Genomic DNA, 18,197 nt, shown 5'->3' on the forward strand with positions numbered 1-18,197 from the left:
TGAACAATCCATGGCTCGATGGCGTCCCATTTTACCGGTTCTCATCGCCCTGACCTGCCTGTCCGGCGGCCTGCTGATCGCCCAGCGCGACAGCATCCCCGAGTCGTTCTCGCTCTCCAGCACCGTCCCGTTCGAGCAGCTTTCCAAGGCCGCGCGCGGCGCCGACGGCACCCTGGCCGTGGTGCTGGACTCCAACAAACGCATTGCCCGCGTCGCGCCCGACGGGACCCTGACCTGGCTCATCGCGGCCATCAATGACCCGCAGAAGGGTTTCTTCTTCGCCAACGAACTCACGTTCGACCCCGCCGGGAACCTGTACGTGGCCAGCACGTACATCGATACCGCCACCTTGACGGTCAACCGCGAGGCCGTCGTGCGGTTCTCCGCCGAAGGCCGTCCCGAGGCCGTTCTCTACTCGATCGAGCACTCCCCCGACCAGTACACCGACAACATCGGCCTGATCCGGTCTCTCCAGTGGACGCCGGACGGCCTGCGCTTCTGCCTCGCCCGCGAGGACGGCATCCACAGCGTGCTGGTCGATTCCGCCGGGGCCGCCCCGGCGCGGGAAACCGTCACGCCGTACCCCGGCGATGCACCCATTGTGATCTATGCCACGATCTCCGCCGACGGCCGCGAGCTGGCCTACTCCACCGCCGCCACGGAAATCTACACCGCGACGCCGGACCGGGCGCCCGTCCAGCGCTACGACGGCCGCGACATGCCCGACGAGGTGGTGTCGATCCCGTCCGACCTGCATTACCTGGACGGCCAACTGTACTTCTCTGATCTGGGCCGCGACGCCATCATGCGCCTGACGGGCGATAATGCGGCCGAACCGATCTTCAACCGCGACGTCGCCGCGGCCCTCGGCTACGCGGACGACTTCTACGAGTGCAAGAGCTTCCAGCTCACCCCGGACGACCTCGTGCTGCCGAACAACGGCAAGGTGGTCCATTTCCATACCCGCGCGCCCGCCGCCATCACCACCACGGATCACGCGCGGGGCAACGCCGCGCTATGGATCCGGCGGGCTGCGATCTGGCTGCCGCTGGCGCTCTTCGCCCTTGGCGCGGGCGCGCTGGTGTTCCTGGCCATCCGCCACGCCTCCTCCGACGGCCGCCGCATGGCCAAGCAGATCGCCCTGGTGGTCCTGATGATCGGCACCGCCGTGGGCATCACCACCTACATGATCTTCAACAACATGAGCCGCCGCCTCGCGGAGGAGGCCCGCAACAACCTGCGCGGCTACCTGGAGGTCGGCCGCCTCGTGGTGGATGCCGACGCCGTCGACCGCATCCAGCACGTCAAGCATTACATGAACGCCGATTACCAGGCCGTGCTGAAGGAACTCCGCCAGACCATCACCCGTGAAGGCGTCATCGATCCGAGCACCTATTCCGGCGTCTACAAGGTTTTCGGGGACAAGCTCTCGGCCCTGGCCTACCACGACGGCCTGCGCGGCATCTTCTATCCCTACGATTACCAGTACGGAAAATCCATCTATGCCGAGGTGGCCCGGACCGGCACCCCCTACGTCGGCGAGATTGTGGATATCTACGGGGTCTGGCTCAACGGCGTGGTGCCGCTCGTGAATTCCAACGGCGTCACCGTCGGCCTGCTCGAGGTCGGCGTGGACCAGTCCGCCCAGCGCGAGGCCAACCGGGCCCTCTTCAAGAGCACGCTGATGGACCTGGCCATGGTCCTCTTCGTGCTGCTGTTCATCTTCTTCGAAATCGGCTTCTTCAGCTCCCACGTGTTGGACCGCGCCGACCGCCGCGACGCCGCCGCCGGCCAGCGCTACGACGAAGGCGCCCTGCGGTTCGTGTCGTTCCTGGCCCTCACCGGCGTTTTTCTCTCCGCCTCGTTCCTGCCGCTCTACAGCAAGTCGCTGGCCCCCGCCCTCGGCCGCATCCCGTTCGACGTCGTGATCGGCCTGCCCATGGTGATCGAAACCCTCTGCGGCGCCGTGATCGCGCTGCTCTATGGCCATGTCCGCCTCCGCGCGGGACTCAAGACGGATGTCGTGCTGGCCTGCCTCGTCATCACCGGCGGCATGGTCGTGACCGCCCTCTCGGACACGTTCGCCCGCCTGATCGCCGGCCGCGTTCTCGTCGGCATGGGCATGGGCCTCCTGATGATAGCCTTCCGCACCTATTTCCTGATCGAAAAGGACGAAGCCCGGAAGGAATCCGGCATCATCGCGCTGACGGCCGGGGTCGTCGCCGGCATCAACGTCGGCTCGGTTTCCGGGGGCATGCTCGCCGCGCGCGTGGGGATGAGGCCGGTCTTTGCCATCCAGGCCGCGCTGCTGGTGCTGGCGGCCGTCGCCGCCCTGGCCCTGGTTCGGAAACGCCGCCGCAGGCCGGCCGGCGACCGGGCCGCGGGAGCGCCCTCCTCGTGGGCTTTTCTCCTCGACCGCGCCGTCTGGAGCTTCTTCCTCTTCATCTTCCTGCCCGTGACGGCCTGCGGGCTGTTTCTCGGATTCCTTTTCCCGCTCTTCGCCGAATCCCAGGGCTGCTCGATCAATGAAATCAGCCTGGCGTTCATGATGTTCGGCGCGGCCAGCGTGTATCTCGGCCCCGCCCTGACCCGGCTGGCCACGAACCTGTTCGGCGCGCGCCGCGCGATGCCCATCGGGGCGCTGGTCATGACCGCCGCCCTGCTGCTGTTCGCCGCGCTCCGGACCCTCGCCGCGGCCTATGCCACCATCATCCTCTTCGGCCTGACCGAAAGCCTGCTCTTCAACCAGGGCCTTTCGTACTACTCCTCGCTCCCGGGCGTCCGCCGCTTCGGCGAAGACAAGGCCATGGGCATCTACAACCTCTTCGAATCCGGCGGCGAGGCCATGGGCCCGATGGCCTTCGGCCTGGCCGCCAGCCTCAACCTGGGCCTCGGCATCTTCGCCATTGCCGGCGCCCTGGGCGTCTGCGCCGTCGTCTTCTGGGCCGTCAGCCCGCGCCCCGGGGGAGACCGTCCGTGAATCTGGTGGCGTGGTATCGCCGGCAACCCATCCGGCGCAAAATCTTCATCCCCTTCTTCGGCATCACCCTGTTCTCGTCCACCCTCTTCACCCTCTACGGCTTTAAACAGAACGTGAAAGCCATCCAGGACGGGATCGACAAGCGCCTGCTCATCGCCGCGACCACGATGCCCCAGCTTCTGCCCGCGGACTACTTCGAGCGCGTCCGGGATCCCGGCAGCATCGCCGGGGAGGAGCACTGGAACAACACGCGGCGGCTGGACATTTTCCTGCACAACATCGGCGGCACCTACCTCTATGCCCTGCACCAGGAGAGCAATCGCTACTACTTCGTGGCCTCCGCTGACACCGGCACGCCGTACTGGGTGCAGTACACGAATCCGGCCCCCAACATCTACGAGGTCCAGAAGGACTGGAAGGTCAACATCTCCACGACCCCCGACCCGGATTTTGGCCTGCTGCGCTCGGTCGTGATGGGCTTCAGGGATTCGTCCGGCCGCCGCTTCATCGTCGGCGCCGACATCCATGCCTACGAGGTGCAGGCGCTCAAGCGCCGCGCCTTCCTGAACTTTTTCCTGATGGGCGCCGCCAGCTTCCTCATGGCCATCCTCTTCAGCTACGCCGCGAGCTATTCCATCACCCGGCCCCTGAACCGGCTTTCGAACTTCACCCGCCGCCTGGTCGAGGGCGAGTTCTCCAACGACATCCGCCTGAATCCCGCCCTCTTCCCCGACGGCAACCGGACCAGGGCGGAAACCGCCATCCTGGCCTACGACTTCGACCGTATGCAGTCGAACCTGGCCGGGCACATCGAACAACTCAAGCTGACCCAGTCGGCCCGGGAACGCGCCGAAAGCGAACTGCGCATCGCCGGCCAGATTCAGGAAACCTTCCTGCCCGGCCCGTTCGACCCCGCGGTGCTGGGCGGGCGCGTCCAGCTCCAGGCCGTCATGAAGACCGCCAAGCAGGCCGGCGGCGACTTGTACGACTATTTCCCGCTCGACGCCGACCACCTGTTCTTCGCCGTCGGCGACGTCTCGGGCAAGGGCATGCCCGCCGCCTTGTTCATGTCGGCCGTGGTCGTCCTGCTGCGGTCCGCCGCCAAGCAGTGGCGCGATCCGGCCGATATCCTGCGGCATGTCAACGACGATCTCGCCATCCGCAACGAAAGCTGCACGTTCGTGACCCTCTTCATCGGCATCCTCGATGTCCGCACCGGCGAGGTGGTTTTCGCCAACGGCGGCCACAACCCGCCGCGCCGCCGTACGGCCGACGGGACCGTCGCCGCCGTGCCGGCCAAGCCCAACATGGTCGTCGGCGCCCTGGACGGACGGACCTTTGCCCACGATACCTTGAGCCTGCAGCCCGGCGACACCCTCATCCTCTACACCGACGGCATCACCGAGGCGTTCGACGAGGCGGAGCGCCTGTACGGCGGGGAGCGCATGGACCGCCGGCTGGCCTCTTTCCCGCCGGAGTCATCCGTGGCGGATATTCTCCATGGCGTGGTGGCCGACGTCGCGGCCTTCAGCGGCGCGCGTGAACAGTCCGACGACATCACGATGCTGGTGGTGCGTTATAACCCCGGCCCGTAGGCCGGCGCCCGAAGACCGGCTCGGGACGCCTCCCCGCGCCGCGCCAACTGGACGGTTGAGTTTCGCGGAGCGCGGGGGTAGCATCCCGGCTGCTTTTTCACGAAGAGGAGTCGCCATGAAACACCGCCTTGCCTCCCTGCTGCTCTGCGCGGCCGCCCCCGGCGTTTTTGCCGCCAGCCCCGTCCGGGAACCCGTCTCCTTCCGATACGCCTGGGACGTCGGGTTCGGGCGCAGCGTGTTCGTCGTCGGCAGCCACGACGACCTCGGCGCGTGGAGCCCGGAGGCCGCGGTCAAGCTGTACTGGACCGCCGGCAACGTCTGGACCGGGCAGGTCGCCGTGCAGGCCGGCGCGGCCCTGGAGTACAAGTTCATCGCCCGCACCAACTCGGCCGAACAGTACTGCAACGGCGACAACGTCGAGTGGATGGCCGGCACGAACTGGCCCGCGCAGGTCGCCGAGCAGCCCGACGCGCCGTACACCGGCAAGACCATCCTCTACCACAGCGGCTGGACCAACGCCGGGCTCGTGTACCGCGTCGGGACGAACTGGTACGGGGCGGCGATGGAGCGCCTCGGGGCCGGTCGGAGCGGCGGAGAGTATCTGTACCAAGCCTCGGGCTTCGGCGTGGAAGGTGAGCCGATCGAGTTTGTTCCATACGGCCACGCCGGCGGCGTCCAGTACTGGGACCACGCGCCCTATGGCGGCTACGGCGACAGCAACTACTACACGACGCTGGACGTGTTTTTCCTGCAGGACGGGCACGTCTTCAACTACCGGCCGCCGACCAACGTATCGGCCAGCCGGATCATCGGCACGAACGTGACATCGAGCTGGGCGCCGACGATCCCCTCGCGCGGCGTCCGCATCTACCTCCCGCGCGGCTACGACCAGAACACGTGGAAGCATTACCCGGCGCTCTACATGCACGACGGCACCAACGTGTTCCAGCCCGGCGGCGCGTACGGTTGCTGGGACGCCGATATCCTCGCCGACCAAGAGATCAGCCAGGGCCGCATGCGTGAGTGCATCATCGTGGCGGTGGACACCACGCCCAAACGCGACTCGGAGTACTGCCCGCCCGGCGACCAGTATGGGCCCGAGCCGGGCACGGGCGACCAGTACGCCAACTTTCTCGTGCACAATGTCCGCCCCATGGTGGACACTCATTTCCGGACGCTGAACGACTTCGACAACACGCTCACGGCGGGCTCGTCCATGGGCGGCCTGATCAGCGCCTACCTCGGCCTCGCCACCAACGTCTTCAGCAAGATCGGGGCCTTCTCCCCCGCGTTCCTCGTCGCGCCGAATTTCATGGCCTGGATGGACGCGCAGGACACCCGGGGCGTGCGCATGTACATGGACGACGGCACCGTGGACCTCGAGGTCGACCTGTGGCCGGACACGTGGGGCGCCTATGACCTGCTGATGCAGGACGGGTATGTCCCCAACGATGACCTGCTCATGGTCGTCGGCTGCGGGCAGACCCACAACGAGGCCGCGTGGGCCTCGCGCCTGCCGCGGGTCTACCAGTACCTGTTGAGCCTGTGGGACGAGCCAAACCTGCTGGCCCAGGAAGAATACCCGCCGGAGGTCGGGCTGGCCGGCTCGACGAACTACGCCGTCGCCTTCACCGCCCTGCGCGGGCGGACCTACGCGCTGGAACGCTCGCTGACGCTGGCCGGCGGCTCCTGGAGCAACGCCGGCTCGCTCGCGGAGGAATCGATGCCCTGGGCGCCGCGCTCGATCGCCGACACGAATCCTCCCGCGGTCAGCGGGCCCGTGTTCTACCGCGTCTCGGCGGGCGCCTGGCCGCCGTAATGCCCTGGAGTGCCGGCGGCAAGGCCCCGACGCCAGGTCGGGGCCGCGACGCCGCTCCGGCTCCTGTAGCGGCGCCGCGCTGCGTTTGGCGCCGCACCCCGAGCGTCACGCCAACCCCCGTTCGAAATTTCCCCGATGGCTTCCGCGCGGCGCGCGGCCGGCCCGCACCTGCCGCCATAGATCGCGGACCTCTTCCGGCGAATACGGCCGCCACGAGAAGTCCGCCCTGAAATGCCGCGCGCCCGCGGCTTCGAGTTCAGGCAGCCGGTCGGCCAGGCAGAACGGCGAGCGGTTGACCACGATCATACGGCATTTCCGGTTCACGGCCAGCAGCCGGTCATTGTGGGAGGATCGCAGCTCGATCTGCCGGAACTCGCACGCGGCCGGACCCGGGCAGCGCCCGTCCCGCGCGACTTGGATGCAGTTCTCGGCGATGTACAGCGGCGTGTCCTGGGACACGATCACCCCCGCCCGCGCGCCGAACCGCGCCAGCAACTCGCGCATGTTCTCCAGCCCATCCTCCGGCGAGAGCAGGAACCGCCGCGCGCCCATGTCCAGCACCTGCGCGGCCGCCGAGGTGTTCATGACATACACCGACCAGTCCGTCGAGAGATCGGGCCCGCCCTCCCATGACCCCAGCCCCGCCGCCTCCCACTTTGACCAACCCGCCGCGCGGAGCGCCTCGACGCGTTTCCACATTTCCGCCGCTTCCCAAGACCGGACGATCAGCGGCAGGGCGATGCGCAGGCGCTCGCGGCCGATTTTCCCGGCCAGACCTTCAAACGCGGACAGCGCCGGGACAACGACCTCTTCCGCGGCCTGCCAGTCCGGGTCGTCGAAGGCGGCCAGGGCGGACGGGTCGTCCACCTTGAGGCTCCACGTCACCGCGGCGGACACCTTGTCCGCGGGAACATCTTTCTCCAGCGATGATCGAACAACTTCCACGCGCCGGGCGTGCGATTCCTGGCGCCGGGCCTCCAGCGCGCTCATCAACTCCCGGCGTAATGCGTTGAGCCGGGATACCGGGACAAACAAGCCCGCCGGATTCCGCAGTTCCAGGGACGCCAGCTCGAAACGGGTGTCGCCGAGCTTCTCGAACGCCTGCTTCGCCGCGAGTTCGGTCTTCGCGACATCCTTGGCCGGCTCGAACAGGCCCGGCAGGACGGCCTCCGCCGCGATGTCCCCGCCGGCATCGGCGCGGGCTGTCAACGCGTCGGGCTTCAGGTCCAGTTCCACGCGAACCGGCCGCCGCGCGCGGAATACGCCGGGCCGCGGCATCTCGAAGCGGTACTTTCTTTTCACGGCCTGCGAGGAGGAGCAGTAAACCGTCGCGCCCGCCGGAATGGGCGGATGGTCCGCCGGCAGGCCCACCTCGAGCTCGCCCGCGGGCGCTTCAAATGCGGAACGCCCTTTTACCCGCAACGCATCCACGGGAAACCCGAACGGTCGGTCCTGTCCGGGCAGGTCGATCTGCAGGCCGTCGTGCCGTTCGATCGGACGCGTCGCGGCAATCCGCAGCCACGATGTTCCGCCCTTGTCATGCCGCAAGCCCTCTGCCGCTCCTGCCGGCGTGCCGCGATGGCCCACCGTTTCCGTATCCACGACGTCTCCGCCGCGCCGGTCTTCGACGTGCAGCTCGGTCCACGGCCGGCTGAAGATGGACTGGATGTCCGCCTCGCATTCCGCGCGGCCCGCCGCGTCGAGCGTCCCGTCCAGCAGCCGGCGATAGAAGTTGACCGTCGCGGCGACGTAGAGCGGGCCTTTCATGCGGCCTTCGATCTTGCAGGAGGCCACGCCCGCGGCGCGCAGGGCCGCGATGGCGTCCGGCAGGGCCAGATCCTTCATGTTGAAAAGGAATGATCCCTGTTTTTCCCCGGCGATGGCGAACCGGTCGCGGCAGAGGTAGGCGCACCGCCCGCGGTTGCCGCTGCGGCCCAGCGCGTGGGACGACATCAGGCACAGCCCGCTATAGGCGTAGCAGAGCGTGCCGTGGATGAAGACCTCGGTCTCGATCCCGGGCACGGCCGCGCAGTCGCGGACCTCGTCCAGCGTCAGCTCGCGGGCCAGCGTCGCGCGGGCGAAGCCCAGCTCCCGCAGCCTTTCCACGCCCGCGCGGTTGTGCACGGCCATCTGCGTGCTGGCATGGAGCCGGAATTCCGGGAAATGCTTTTTCGCCAGCCGGTACACGCCGAGATCCTGCACGATCAGCGCGTCCACGCCGATTTCCGAGAGCGCGCCGAGCGCCTCGATTACGCCGGCCAGATCGCGCTCCAGAACCAGCGTGTTGAGCGCGGCGAACACGCGGCGGCGGGGCACGAGGGAGTGCGCGTAGGCGGTGATCGCGTCGATGTCGTCCAGGGAGAAGTTGACCGCCTCCGCGCGCGCGGAGAACTGCGGCAGGCCGAGGTAGATCGCATCCGCGCCGTACGCCAGCGCGGCATAGCCCGCCTCCGGCCCGCCGGCGGGGGCCATCAGCTCGATGGAATCACGGGTGTTCAAGACCGATTTTCCAATGATTGGAAAAAAACACGGACAATTTTCCAAACATTGGAAAAATTATGCCCCCTTTTTTCCAAACATTGGAAAACTTATTTTCCCAGCCCCACGAGCCGGAACGCGCGATCCACGCGGCGGAAATGCGGGGCGAGGTCGAAGACGGCCGCGATCTCCTTCGCGGACAGCACCGCGAGGACATCGGGATCGGCCAGCACCAGCTTTTTCAGCGACTGGCCCGTGCGCCAGCTTTCCATGGCGTGATACTGGACCAGCCCGTAGGCGTCCTCGCGGGAGAGCCCTTTCTCCGTCAGCGCGAGGAGCAGCTGCTGGGAATGGATCAGCCCGCCGGTGAGCTCCAGGTTGCGGAGCATCTGCTTCGGATACACCTGCAGGCCGCGCACAAGTCCTTCCAGTTTCGCCAGCATGTAATCCAACGCGATCGTCGCGTCGGGCAGGATCACCCGCTCCGCGCCGGAGTGCGAGATGTCGCGCTCGTGCCAGAGCGCGACGTTCTCCATCGCGGTCACGGCGTAGCCGCGCAGGAGCCGCGCAAGCCCGCAGAGCCGCTCGCCGACGATTGGGTTGCGCTTGTGCGGCATGGCAGACGAGCCCTTCTGCCCGCGGCCAAAGAACTCCTCGACCTCGCGGACCTCGGTGCGCTGAAGGTGCCGGAACTCCTGCGCCCAGCGCTCGACCGAGGCACCGACCAGCGCCAGCGCGGAGACATAGTCCGCGTGCCGGTCGCGCTGGAGGACCTGGGTCGAGAGCGCGGCGGGTTTCAGGCCCAGTTTGCGGCAAACATATTTTTCCACGAACGGGTCGAGGTGCGCGTGCGTGCCAACGGCGCCGGAGATTTTTCCGACACGGACGATCTCGCGCGCGGACTCCAAGCGCCGGAGCGCCCGGCCGAACTCGTCGTACATCAGGGCCATCTTGAGGCCAAAGGTGATCGGCTCGGCGTGGATGCCGTGCGTGCGGCCGATCATCGGCGTGTGCTTGTAGCGGCGCGCCTTCGCGGCCGCCGCGCGCCGGACGGCTTTGACGCCGTCGATCAGCAGGTCCGCCGCGCGGACCATTTGGACGGACAACGCGGTGTCGAGCACGTCGGAGCTGGTCAGGCCCTTGTGAATGTAGCGGGCGGCCGGGCCGACGTTCTCGGCGACGTTCGTGAGGAAGGCGATGACGTCGTGGTTGACCTTCCGCTCGATCTCGTCAATGCGGCGCGGGCTGAACTTCGCGCGGGCGCGGATGCGCTTGAGGTCGGCGGCGGGGATCTGTCCCAGCTCGTGCATTGCCTCGCAGGCCCGGATTTCGATCTCGAGCCAGATGTTGAACCGGTTCTCGTCCGTCCAGATCGCGCCCATCTCGGGCCGGGTGTATCGGGGAATCATCGCGGGCGTCCTTTCTTCACGGAATACCGGGCACGCTGTTCTTTGACTTGGAAGCCGATCTGCTTTCTCGGCGCCTCCGGCGGCGGAAGGAGCAGGGGCCGGATTTTCTGATAGAGATCTCTCAACGCGGTGTCGTGCGCCAGGAGCGTCCTTTCGATTTCCGCCAGGCGCTTCTCCCACTCCACGCGGCCCTGCAACTGCTCGCGCATCTGGACGAAGGCACGCACGACGAACACGCTCATCTGGACAGCCCGCGGGCTGTTTAAAACCGTGGCCGCCATGATGGCGCCGTGTTCGGTGAAGGCAAAGGAGCGGTAGGTTTGTCCCCGGTGCCTTCTGGATTTTCTTCCTTTTTGTGGTCCAGCGAAACCATCTACTTGATTATCAGCATGTTGCGATGTGCTGGTCGCAATTTGCGACCAGTTCGTTGCATCTTCTCTATTGTCAACATGATAAGGAGAGCCGGTCGCAATTTGCGACCGCATGACCTTTACCTCTTCTGGCGTTAGCTGAAACATGAAATCCGGTGGAAATTTATGCGCATTGCGCCGGATTTGCTCGTTGAGCCTCTTTGTGGACACGCCGTATAGCCGAGCGAGGTCGGCATCGAGGATGACTTTCAATCCGCGCATTGTCAGGATCGCGGATTCGGCTCCCGGCACCTTCTCTTTGTCAGCGGCCATTCGGATCGCTCCCGGCCTTCTCTTACAGCTTCCCGGCCGCCGGGACAATGGCATTCTGGAGTGCGCGGGCAACGAGTCTGCGAGGCGACCGCGCTTTCATAGCGGCGTGGCGCTTCGCTTCCCGCCGCACTCCGGGGCCTACAACCGCACGCGGTAGACCGCCGCGCGGTTGGTGGGTCCGGTGTCCGTAAGGCTCGCGGCCGTGTTGCTGCCGACGACGGCGTTCGTGACGAAGGTCCAGGACGGCTGGATCGGCGACGCCGCCCGCTCGAGCGTGGCCGTGGCCCCGACGGACAGGTTGGTCAGCACGGCGCGGAAACCCGCGGACCAGTCCGCGCGCCGGACGGTCGGCGCGAGGGAGTCGAAGATCGCGAACGCCCGCCGGGGTACGCCCGCCACTTCGCTGAAAGATCCGCCGACCGCCAGCGACTGGTCGTTGGGCGCGGGCGCGATGGCGGCCGTCGTCTCGTCTATCCCGGGATTCCAGCTCCGCAGCGTCCCGTCCAGCACGTAGGCGGCGAGGTGGTGTCGGGCCTGCCCGCTGATATTGGTGAAGGAGCCGACGGCGTACAGCGTTTGCCGGTCGGCGGAAAGGGCCAGGTCATAGACCCGCTCGTTGGCGTTGGGATCCCAGGCCGTCACCGCGCCGTTGGTCGCGTCCACGGAGGCGAGGTGGTTCCGGGGCGTGCCGGCGATGTTGTCGAAGTCGCCGCTGATGAAGAGCGTCCTTCCGTCGGGCGAGAGGACGATGTCGTCGAGCATGAAACTGGGCTGGGGATTCCACGCCGTGGCGACGCCATTGGTGTCCACTGCCCCGATCCACCAGCGCGGCTGCCCGCCGAGTTCCCAGAAGGCGCCCGAGACGTAGAGCGTCCGGCCGTCCGGCGCGAAGGCGAGATCCTCGACGTGGAAGTTGGCCCCCGCGCTCCAGCCGCGGGCCCGGCCGTCGGCGTCGAGGACGGCGAGGTAGCTGCAGTTGCTGCCGCCGATGCTGGTGAACGCGCCGCCCACGTAGAGGAACCGGCCGTCGGGCGAGGGCTCGATGGCCATCACGGCGCTGTTCGGATTCGGGTTCCACGAAGTCACCTGGCCCCGCTCGTCCACCGCCGCCACGCGGAACCGGGCCTGGCCGCCGACGTTAGTGAACAGCCCGGCGACGTAGATCGTGCGGCCGTCGCGCGACAGGAAGACGTGGTCCACCATGTAGTCGGCGCCGGGATTCCATTCGGTCGCGCGCCCGCTGGCATCGTCCACGGCAGCCAGGTATTGCCGGGGCACTCCGCCGACGCTGCTGAAGCTGCCCCCGATGAACAGGTCCCCGCCGGTGGAGAACTTGATGGCCTCGGAAGAGCCGTTGCCATGAATAAACCAGGAGGTCGCCACGCCGCTGATCGCGTTGATGGCGGCCAGACGTGTTCTCGCCTGTCCGCCGATCCGGGAGAACCCGCCGCCCACGTAGAAGGTCTGGCCGTCGGGCGAGCGCTCGAGACTGGTCACCCCGCCGTCCGCCCCTGCGTCCCATGTCAGGGCGTTGCCGTTCACGTTGTCCACCTTGGCGAGGCCGACCCGCGCGGCCCCACCCAGGGAGGTAAACGTGCCGGCCACGCATACGGCGGATTCCGATGGGACCGGCAGGATCTCGGCCACGCTGATGTTCGCCATGCCGGAATTCGGGTTCCACGCCGTGGCGTCGCCGGCCAGGGTCACCGCGGCGAGATTGCGCCGGGCCTGTCCGCCCATGTTGGTGAAAACTCCGCCCAGGTAGATCGTGTTCCCATCGGGCGCGATGGAAAGCGTGTTGATATACCAGATGTGTCGCGGCGGATCCCAGGCGGTCACTCCGGCTGTCTCGGTGGATAACGCTGCCAGGTCAGGGCGGTAGATCCCGTTGATGTGAGTGAAATTGCCGCCAACGTACAGCGTCTTGTCGTCCGGAGAAAGCGCCAGGGCGCCAACGTATTGCGGCAGGTTGGTCGAGAAAAAGACGGGGGTCCATGCCTCGACCGCGCCGGTCAGGGCGGTCAGCGCCGCGAGGTTGGTGCGGATCTGGCCGTTGACGAGGGTAAAGCGGCCGCCGACGTACAGCCGGCTGCCGTCGTAGCTCAAGACCATGCATTCCGCATCGGCGTCGGCGTTGGCCACCCAATCCGGATCCGGCGAGCCGTCGGGCCGGATACGGGCCAGCCGCTGCCGGGCCAGGCCGCCGACGCTGGTGAACGCCCCGCCGATGAACCAGCCGCCGCGCCCGTCCGAAACGGCGCAGTTCACCTGGTCGTCGATGTTCAACGCGGGCGCCCGGACGGCGCCCGTGGCCGTGCCGGAGACGAACCCGTATCCCGTCCACGGGCCGAGGTACTTGAAATCGCCGCCAAGGTAAATCGTGTCGCGCGTCCGCGCCATAGCCATGACGCGGTGGTCGGTTATCCACGCGGACGCGCGGGGGACGGATTGCGGCTCATCGGCCCGCGCGGCGGAGCAGGTGATACCGAAAAGCACAGCGCCCCAGGTTATGCCTCGACCGGCCATGGGCCCTCCGGCCGGAAGGTATATCCGATTTCCGGCCGGGCGAAAAGCGCTCTAGAGCGGCGCCGCGCGCCGCTTTGGAGTGCGCGGGGAAGCGAAGCGCCACCGCGCTAGAAGTCGTCCGGGATGTTGACCTTGTCCGTCTTGAACGTCTCCAGTGTTTTGACAAACGACGGCCGGGCCGTTCGTTCGAGCCAGCCCTGCGAGCACCACGCGTAATTCGCGGCGTTGTCGGCCACGCCGTGATGGACCGGGTTCTGATGGACATAGCGCAGGCGGGCCAGGCGCGAGACCTGGTTCAGGATGCGCGTGTCCCAGTAGTTGTGCCACACCTTGCGGCCGGGCGCGCCGTCCAGGCGGTTCAGCCGCTTCGCGCTCAACTCGTGAACCCGAGCGATAAGCCAGCGCAGCGTCCCGGGATCGTCCGGCGAAAGGGCCACGAAGTGATAGTGATTGCACAACACGGCCCACGCCTGGAGGTTCCAACCCCACCGATCCGCCGATTCGAGGAGCAGGTCTCGGACCAGGGTCAGGCGGACGGGGGAGTGAAGCAACGGAGCCTTCAGGTAGGTTCCCGACGTGACGACATAGAGGCCGCGCTCGGAGAGGCGATGCGGCGGGGCGTGGGGCCAGCAGGATGTTGTGTTCACAACATAAGAAAGGAGGGCGGGCGGCTCGATTCCACGGAAAAATGGAGCGGGGCCGCGTCGCTCCGCTCCTTGTCCCCGCACTCCGGAGTGCGGCGGGAAGCGAGGCTTGGCGAGCGCCACGCCGCTTTGGAGTGCGCGGGGAAGCGAAGCACGACCGCGCTTAATACGGCCATTTCCAGTCGCGGATCTCGGGCATATCCTCGCCGCGGCGGCGGATGTACTGCTTGTGCTCGATGAGCTTGTCGTGGAGCCACTGCTTCACGTGCGCGGCGGTGTTCCGCAGGCGCGGTACGCGGTCAATGACGTCGTCCACGAGGTTGAACCGGTCGAGCTCGTTCATCACGACCATGTCGAAGGGCGTCGTGGTCGTGCCCTCCTCCTTGTAGCCGCGGACGTGGAAGTTCTCGTGGTTGGTCCGGCGGTAGGTGAGGCGGTGGATCAGCCACGGGTAGCCGTGGAAGGCGAAGATGACGGGCTTGTCCATGGTGAACAGGCTGTCGAAGTCCTTGTCCGAGAGCCCGTGCGGGTGCTCGGTGTCCGGTTGCAAGCTCATCAGGTCCACCACGTTGACGACGCGGACCTTCAGGTCCGGGAAGTTCTTCCGCAGGATGTCCACGGCCGCGAGGGTCTCGAGGGTCGGGATGTCGCCCGCGCAGGCGAGAACGACGTCCGGCTCGGCGCCGCGGTCGTTGCTGGCCCACTCCCAGATGCCGATGCCCTTGGTGCAGTGCTTGATCGCCGCGTCCATGTCGAGGTACTGCAGCGCGGGCTGCTTGCCGGCGACGATGACGTTGACGTAGTGCCGGCTGCGCAGGCAGTGGTCGGTGACGGAGAGCAGCGTGTTGGCGTCCGGCGGGAGGTAGACGCGGATGATCTCGGCCTTCTTGTTCATTACGTGGTCGATGAACCCGGGGTCCTGATGGCTGAAGCCGTTGTGATCCTGCCGCCAGACGTGCGAGGTGAGTAGATAATTGAGCGAGGCGATCGGCCGGCGCCACGGGATGTCGCGCGTGGTCTTGAGCCACTTCGCGTGCTGGTTGAACATCGAGTCCACGATGTGGATGAACGCCTCGTAGCAAGAGAAAAAGCCGTGCCGGCCGGTGAGCAGGTAGCCCTCGAGCCAGCCCTGGCAGGTATGCTCGCTCAAGATTTCCATCACGCGGCCGGCGGGCGCGAGGTGCTCGTCGGTGACCAGCACGTCGGCCATCCAGGCCTTGTCCGTCGCCTCGAAGACGGCCCCGAGCCGGTTGGACGCCGTCTCGTCGGGCCCGAAGATCCGGAAGTTGTCCGCGTTCTGTTTCATCACATCGCGAAGAAACACGCCCATGACGCGGGTCGCCTCGGCCTCGGCCGTGCCGGGCTTTTTGACGGCGACGGCGTAGTCGCGGAAATCGGGCATGCGGAGGTCGCGCAAGAGCAGGCCGCCGTTGGCGTGCGGGTTAGCGCTCATGCGGCGCGCGCCCTTCGGCGGGAGGGCGGCCAGTTCGGGGGCCAGCCGGCCGTCCTTGTCGAACAGCTCGCGCGGCCGGTAGCTCTTCAGCCACTTTTCCAGCAATTTCACGTGCGCCGGGTATTTCGCCAGGCCGGAAAGCGGAACCTGGTGCGAGCGCCAGGAATCCTCGGTGGGCTTGCCGTCCACGGACTTCGGGCCGGTCCAGCCCTTCGGCGTCCGGAGCACGATCATCGGCCACTGCGGGCGCACTGGATTGCCGCCGCGGCGGGCCTTGGCCTGGATGGAGCGGATTTCATCGAGCGCGCGGTCCAGCGTCGCGGCCATGAGCTGGTGCATGGCCCCGGGATCGGAACCCTCGACGAAGTGGGGCTTGTAGCCGTAGCCCTCGAACAGCTTCGCGAGTTCGTCGCCGCCGATGCGCGCGAGGACGGTCGGGTTGGCGATCTTGTAGCCGTTGAGGTGCAGGATCGGCAGCACGGCCCCGTCGCGGGCCGGGTTGAGGAATTTGTTCGCGTGCCAGCTGGCGGCCAGCGGGCCGGTCTCCGCCTCGCCGTCGCCGACGATGCAGGCGACGACCAGGTCCGGGTTGTCGAACGCCGCGCCGTAGGCGTGGGAGAGCGCGTAACCGAGCTCGCCGCCCTCGTGGATGGAGCCGGGGGTTTCCGGCGCGACGTGGCTCGGGATGCCGCCGGGGAAGGAAAACTGCTTAAAGAGCCTCTTGAGGCCCTCCGCGTCCGGCGTGATGTTCGGGAACACCTCGCTGTACGTCCCCTCCAGCCAGGCCTGGGCGACGGTCGCGGGCCCGCCGTGGCCGGGGCCGATGATGTAGATCATGTCCAGGTCGCGCGCCCGGATGGCGCGATTGAGGTGCACGTAGAGGAAGTTCAGGCCGGGCGTCGTGCCCCAGTGCCCCAGCAGCCGCGGCTTGATGTCCTTCAGCGTCAGCGGCTTCTCCAGCAGCGGGTTATCCAGGAGGTAGATCTGGCCCACGGACAGGTAATTCGCGGCGCGCCAGTAGGCGTCCATCTTTCGCAGTTCGTCGCGGGACAGGGGGGCCTTGGCCTTCGCAGTCATGTTGCTTCTCCGGTTGATCGGCGCGGAACTTGTTGAAATTATCGCCCGGTTCGCCCAAACTTCAACCCGGAATCCATGAGAGCGGCCAACCAGGAGGGCAAGCCATGAAGCGGTTCGCGGCGATTTCGGCAGGCATAATGCTGGTGACGGCGGGATGGGCGGAACTGCCTCCATCCAAAACACTCGCCAAGCCCCTATCCATTTCCATCATCCATCCCATCCAGCTGGTCGGCCAGGACCAGGCGGTGCACGGCCTGCGGCTGAACCTGATCCACGGGTCCAACGCCGAAGTCACCGGCCTGGACCTCGGCCTCTTCAACGCCGTGGAAGGCCGGCTGGACGGCTACCAGTACGGGCTGGTCAACTACGTGGCGGGCGATTTCCGCGGCGCGCAGACGGCGATCGCGGTCAACCTGGTCCGCGGCAGCGGCTCGGGTGAGCAACTCGCCCTGGTCAACTTCGTGGACCACGACCTGGCCGGGTGGCAGGTGGGCGCGATCAACCGGGCGGGCTCGGTGGAGGGGTGCCAGGTCGGCCTGATCAACTTCACCGAGTCCCTGACAGGCTTCCAACTGGGCGCGGTGAATTGGACCACGGAGCTGGACGGGCTCCAGATCGGCGTCCTTAATTTCGCCGCCGGCAAGAAGTCCTGGAAGCTCCTGCCGATCGTCAACGCGGCCTGGTAACACCGAGCCGCTCGGTCGCGGCAGGCTGCCGGACGCCCTGTGGAGCCCTTGCTTGCTCTTGCCGGGGGATATCTTTATCTTCGCGGCGAGACCATGAGCGATTTCCAAAACCGGTCGATTCTGGTGACGGGGTCGACGCGCGGCATCGGCCTGGCTGTCGCGCGTGCGGTCTTGCAGCGCGGGGCCACAGCCGGCATTCACGGGCGGGATCCGCAACGCGTACTGGCCGTCTGCCGGGAATTGCAGGCCCTGGGCGGCAGGGCCATCCCGTGCGCAGGCGACTTCACCGAACCCGGAAACGCGCGCGCCGTGGTCCGGGAGTTCCTGAAGGCCGCCGGCCGGCTGGAAGGGCTTGTGAACTGCGCCGGGATGGGCAAGGCGCGCGCGTTTCGGGCGGTGACGCTGGAGGATTGGCGCCATACCTTCCGCATCAACCTCGAGGCGGCGCTGCTGGCCACGCAGGAGGCGTATATCCACATGCGCCAGCAAAAGAGCGGCGGCATCGTGAACGTCGCGTCGCTGGCCGCGCACGGCCCCGGCCGGTGGATGGGCGCCGACTACGCCGCGAGCAAGGCGGGGCTGGTCAGCCTGACAAAAAGCCTCGCGCTGGAGGCGGGCCGGTTCGGCATCCGGGTCAACGCCGTGTCGCCGGGCATGGTGGAAACCGATATGACCGCGGCCCTGACGGAATCATTGAAGGCCGGCGTCGGCGTCCCCTTGGAGCGGTTTGGGCGACCGGAGGAAGTCGCCGAGGCTGTCCTTTTCCTGCTTTCCGACGGCGCGGCCTATGTCACGGGCCAGGTGTTGCACGTGGACGGCGGGCTCTGGATGGGATCCTGAAAGGACA

The 18,197-nt window shown here is 67.0% G+C and carries 11 protein-coding genes; 5 read left to right on the forward strand and 6 right to left on the reverse strand.

From position 1 onward, the window contains the following. Positions 1-10: 10 nt before the first annotated feature. The 3 genes from KA248_00775 (at position 11) to KA248_00785 (ending at position 6,394) form a co-directional block, all read left to right on the forward strand. Positions 11-2,980 carry an MFS transporter gene (locus tag KA248_00775; protein MBP7828427.1) on the forward strand — a complete coding sequence of 990 codons (2,970 nt, stop codon included), beginning with the start codon at positions 11-13 and terminating at the stop codon, positions 2,978-2,980. After that, positions 2,977-4,575 (forward strand): SpoIIE family protein phosphatase, encoded by a 1,599-nt coding sequence (locus KA248_00780; protein ID MBP7828428.1) that lies wholly within the window; start codon positions 2,977-2,979, stop codon positions 4,573-4,575. The genes KA248_00775 and KA248_00780 overlap by 4 nt, the downstream gene beginning before the upstream one ends. 115 nt (positions 4,576-4,690) lie before the next feature. Continuing rightward, positions 4,691-6,394: a hypothetical protein gene (locus KA248_00785; GenBank protein MBP7828429.1), complete on the forward strand. Its 1,704-nt coding sequence runs from the start codon at positions 4,691-4,693 to the stop codon at positions 6,392-6,394. A 105-nt stretch (positions 6,395-6,499) separates the two neighbouring features. On the opposite strand, the gene KA248_00790 is transcribed toward KA248_00785, so the two are convergent. The 6 genes from KA248_00790 to KA248_00815 form a co-directional block, all read right to left on the reverse strand. Next, positions 6,500-8,893 carry a U32 family peptidase gene (locus tag KA248_00790; protein MBP7828430.1) on the reverse strand — a complete coding sequence of 798 codons (2,394 nt, stop codon included), beginning with the start codon at positions 8,891-8,893 and terminating at the stop codon, positions 6,500-6,502. A gap of 89 nt (positions 8,894-8,982) precedes the next feature. Further along, positions 8,983-10,281 carry an adenylosuccinate lyase gene (locus tag KA248_00795; GenBank protein ID MBP7828431.1) on the reverse strand — a complete coding sequence of 433 codons (1,299 nt, stop codon included), beginning with the start codon at positions 10,279-10,281 and terminating at the stop codon, positions 8,983-8,985. Next, a complete protein-coding gene (locus KA248_00800) occupies positions 10,278-10,964 on the reverse strand; it encodes an ORF6N domain-containing protein (GenBank protein MBP7828432.1) in 687 nt (228 codons plus the stop codon). Before KA248_00800 ends, KA248_00795 begins: the two co-directional genes overlap by 4 nt. Positions 10,965-11,102: 138 nt before the next feature. Beyond that, the gene (locus KA248_00805; GenBank protein MBP7828433.1) at positions 11,103-13,370 is read right to left on the reverse strand and encodes a hypothetical protein; all 2,268 of its coding nucleotides are present in this window, start codon (positions 13,368-13,370) and stop codon (positions 11,103-11,105) included. 227 nt (positions 13,371-13,597) lie between these two features. After that, the gene (locus tag KA248_00810) at positions 13,598-14,137 is read right to left on the reverse strand and encodes a hypothetical protein (GenBank protein ID MBP7828434.1); all 540 of its coding nucleotides are present in this window, start codon (positions 14,135-14,137) and stop codon (positions 13,598-13,600) included. A gap of 160 nt (positions 14,138-14,297) precedes the next feature. Continuing rightward, entirely contained in the window at positions 14,298-16,664 is a 2,367-nt protein-coding gene (locus tag KA248_00815) for a phosphoketolase family protein (protein MBP7828435.1), read from the reverse strand. A 104-nt stretch (positions 16,665-16,768) separates the two neighbouring features. Between KA248_00815 and KA248_00820 the strand changes: the two genes are divergently transcribed. Both KA248_00820 and KA248_00825 read left to right on the forward strand, forming a co-directional pair. Beyond that, positions 16,769-17,350, forward strand: a complete 582-nt coding sequence (locus tag KA248_00820; GenBank protein ID MBP7828436.1) for a hypothetical protein — start codon at positions 16,769-16,771, stop codon at positions 17,348-17,350. Between the two features lie 93 nt (positions 17,351-17,443). Continuing rightward, complete coding sequence (locus KA248_00825; protein MBP7828437.1) at positions 17,444-18,190, forward strand: SDR family oxidoreductase; 747 nt, start codon at positions 17,444-17,446, stop codon at positions 18,188-18,190. The last annotated feature ends 7 nt before the right edge of the window (positions 18,191-18,197 follow it).

The sequence above is a fragment of the Kiritimatiellia bacterium genome (assembly GCA_018001225.1).
Taxonomy (GTDB): Bacteria; Verrucomicrobiota; Kiritimatiellia; order CAIQIC01; family JAGNIJ01; genus JAGNIJ01.

Coding starts and splice junctions, on each gene's coding strand:
- KA248_00820 (MBP7828436.1), top strand. CDS start 16,769: ATGAAGCGGTTCGCGGCGATTTCGGCAGGCATAATGCTGGTGACGGCG.
- KA248_00795 (MBP7828431.1), bottom strand. CDS start 10,281: ATGATTCCCCGATACACCCGGCCCGAGATGGGCGCGATCTGGACGGAC.
- KA248_00805 (MBP7828433.1), bottom strand. CDS start 13,370: ATGGCTATGGCGCGGACGCGCGACACGATTTACCTTGGCGGCGATTTC.
- KA248_00775 (MBP7828427.1), top strand. CDS start 11: ATGGCTCGATGGCGTCCCATTTTACCGGTTCTCATCGCCCTGACCTGC.
- KA248_00825 (MBP7828437.1), top strand. CDS start 17,444: ATGAGCGATTTCCAAAACCGGTCGATTCTGGTGACGGGGTCGACGCGC.
- KA248_00815 (MBP7828435.1), bottom strand. CDS start 16,664: ATGACTGCGAAGGCCAAGGCCCCCCTGTCCCGCGACGAACTGCGAAAG.
- KA248_00785 (MBP7828429.1), top strand. CDS start 4,691: ATGAAACACCGCCTTGCCTCCCTGCTGCTCTGCGCGGCCGCCCCCGGC.
- KA248_00800 (MBP7828432.1), bottom strand. CDS start 10,964: ATGGCCGCTGACAAAGAGAAGGTGCCGGGAGCCGAATCCGCGATCCTG.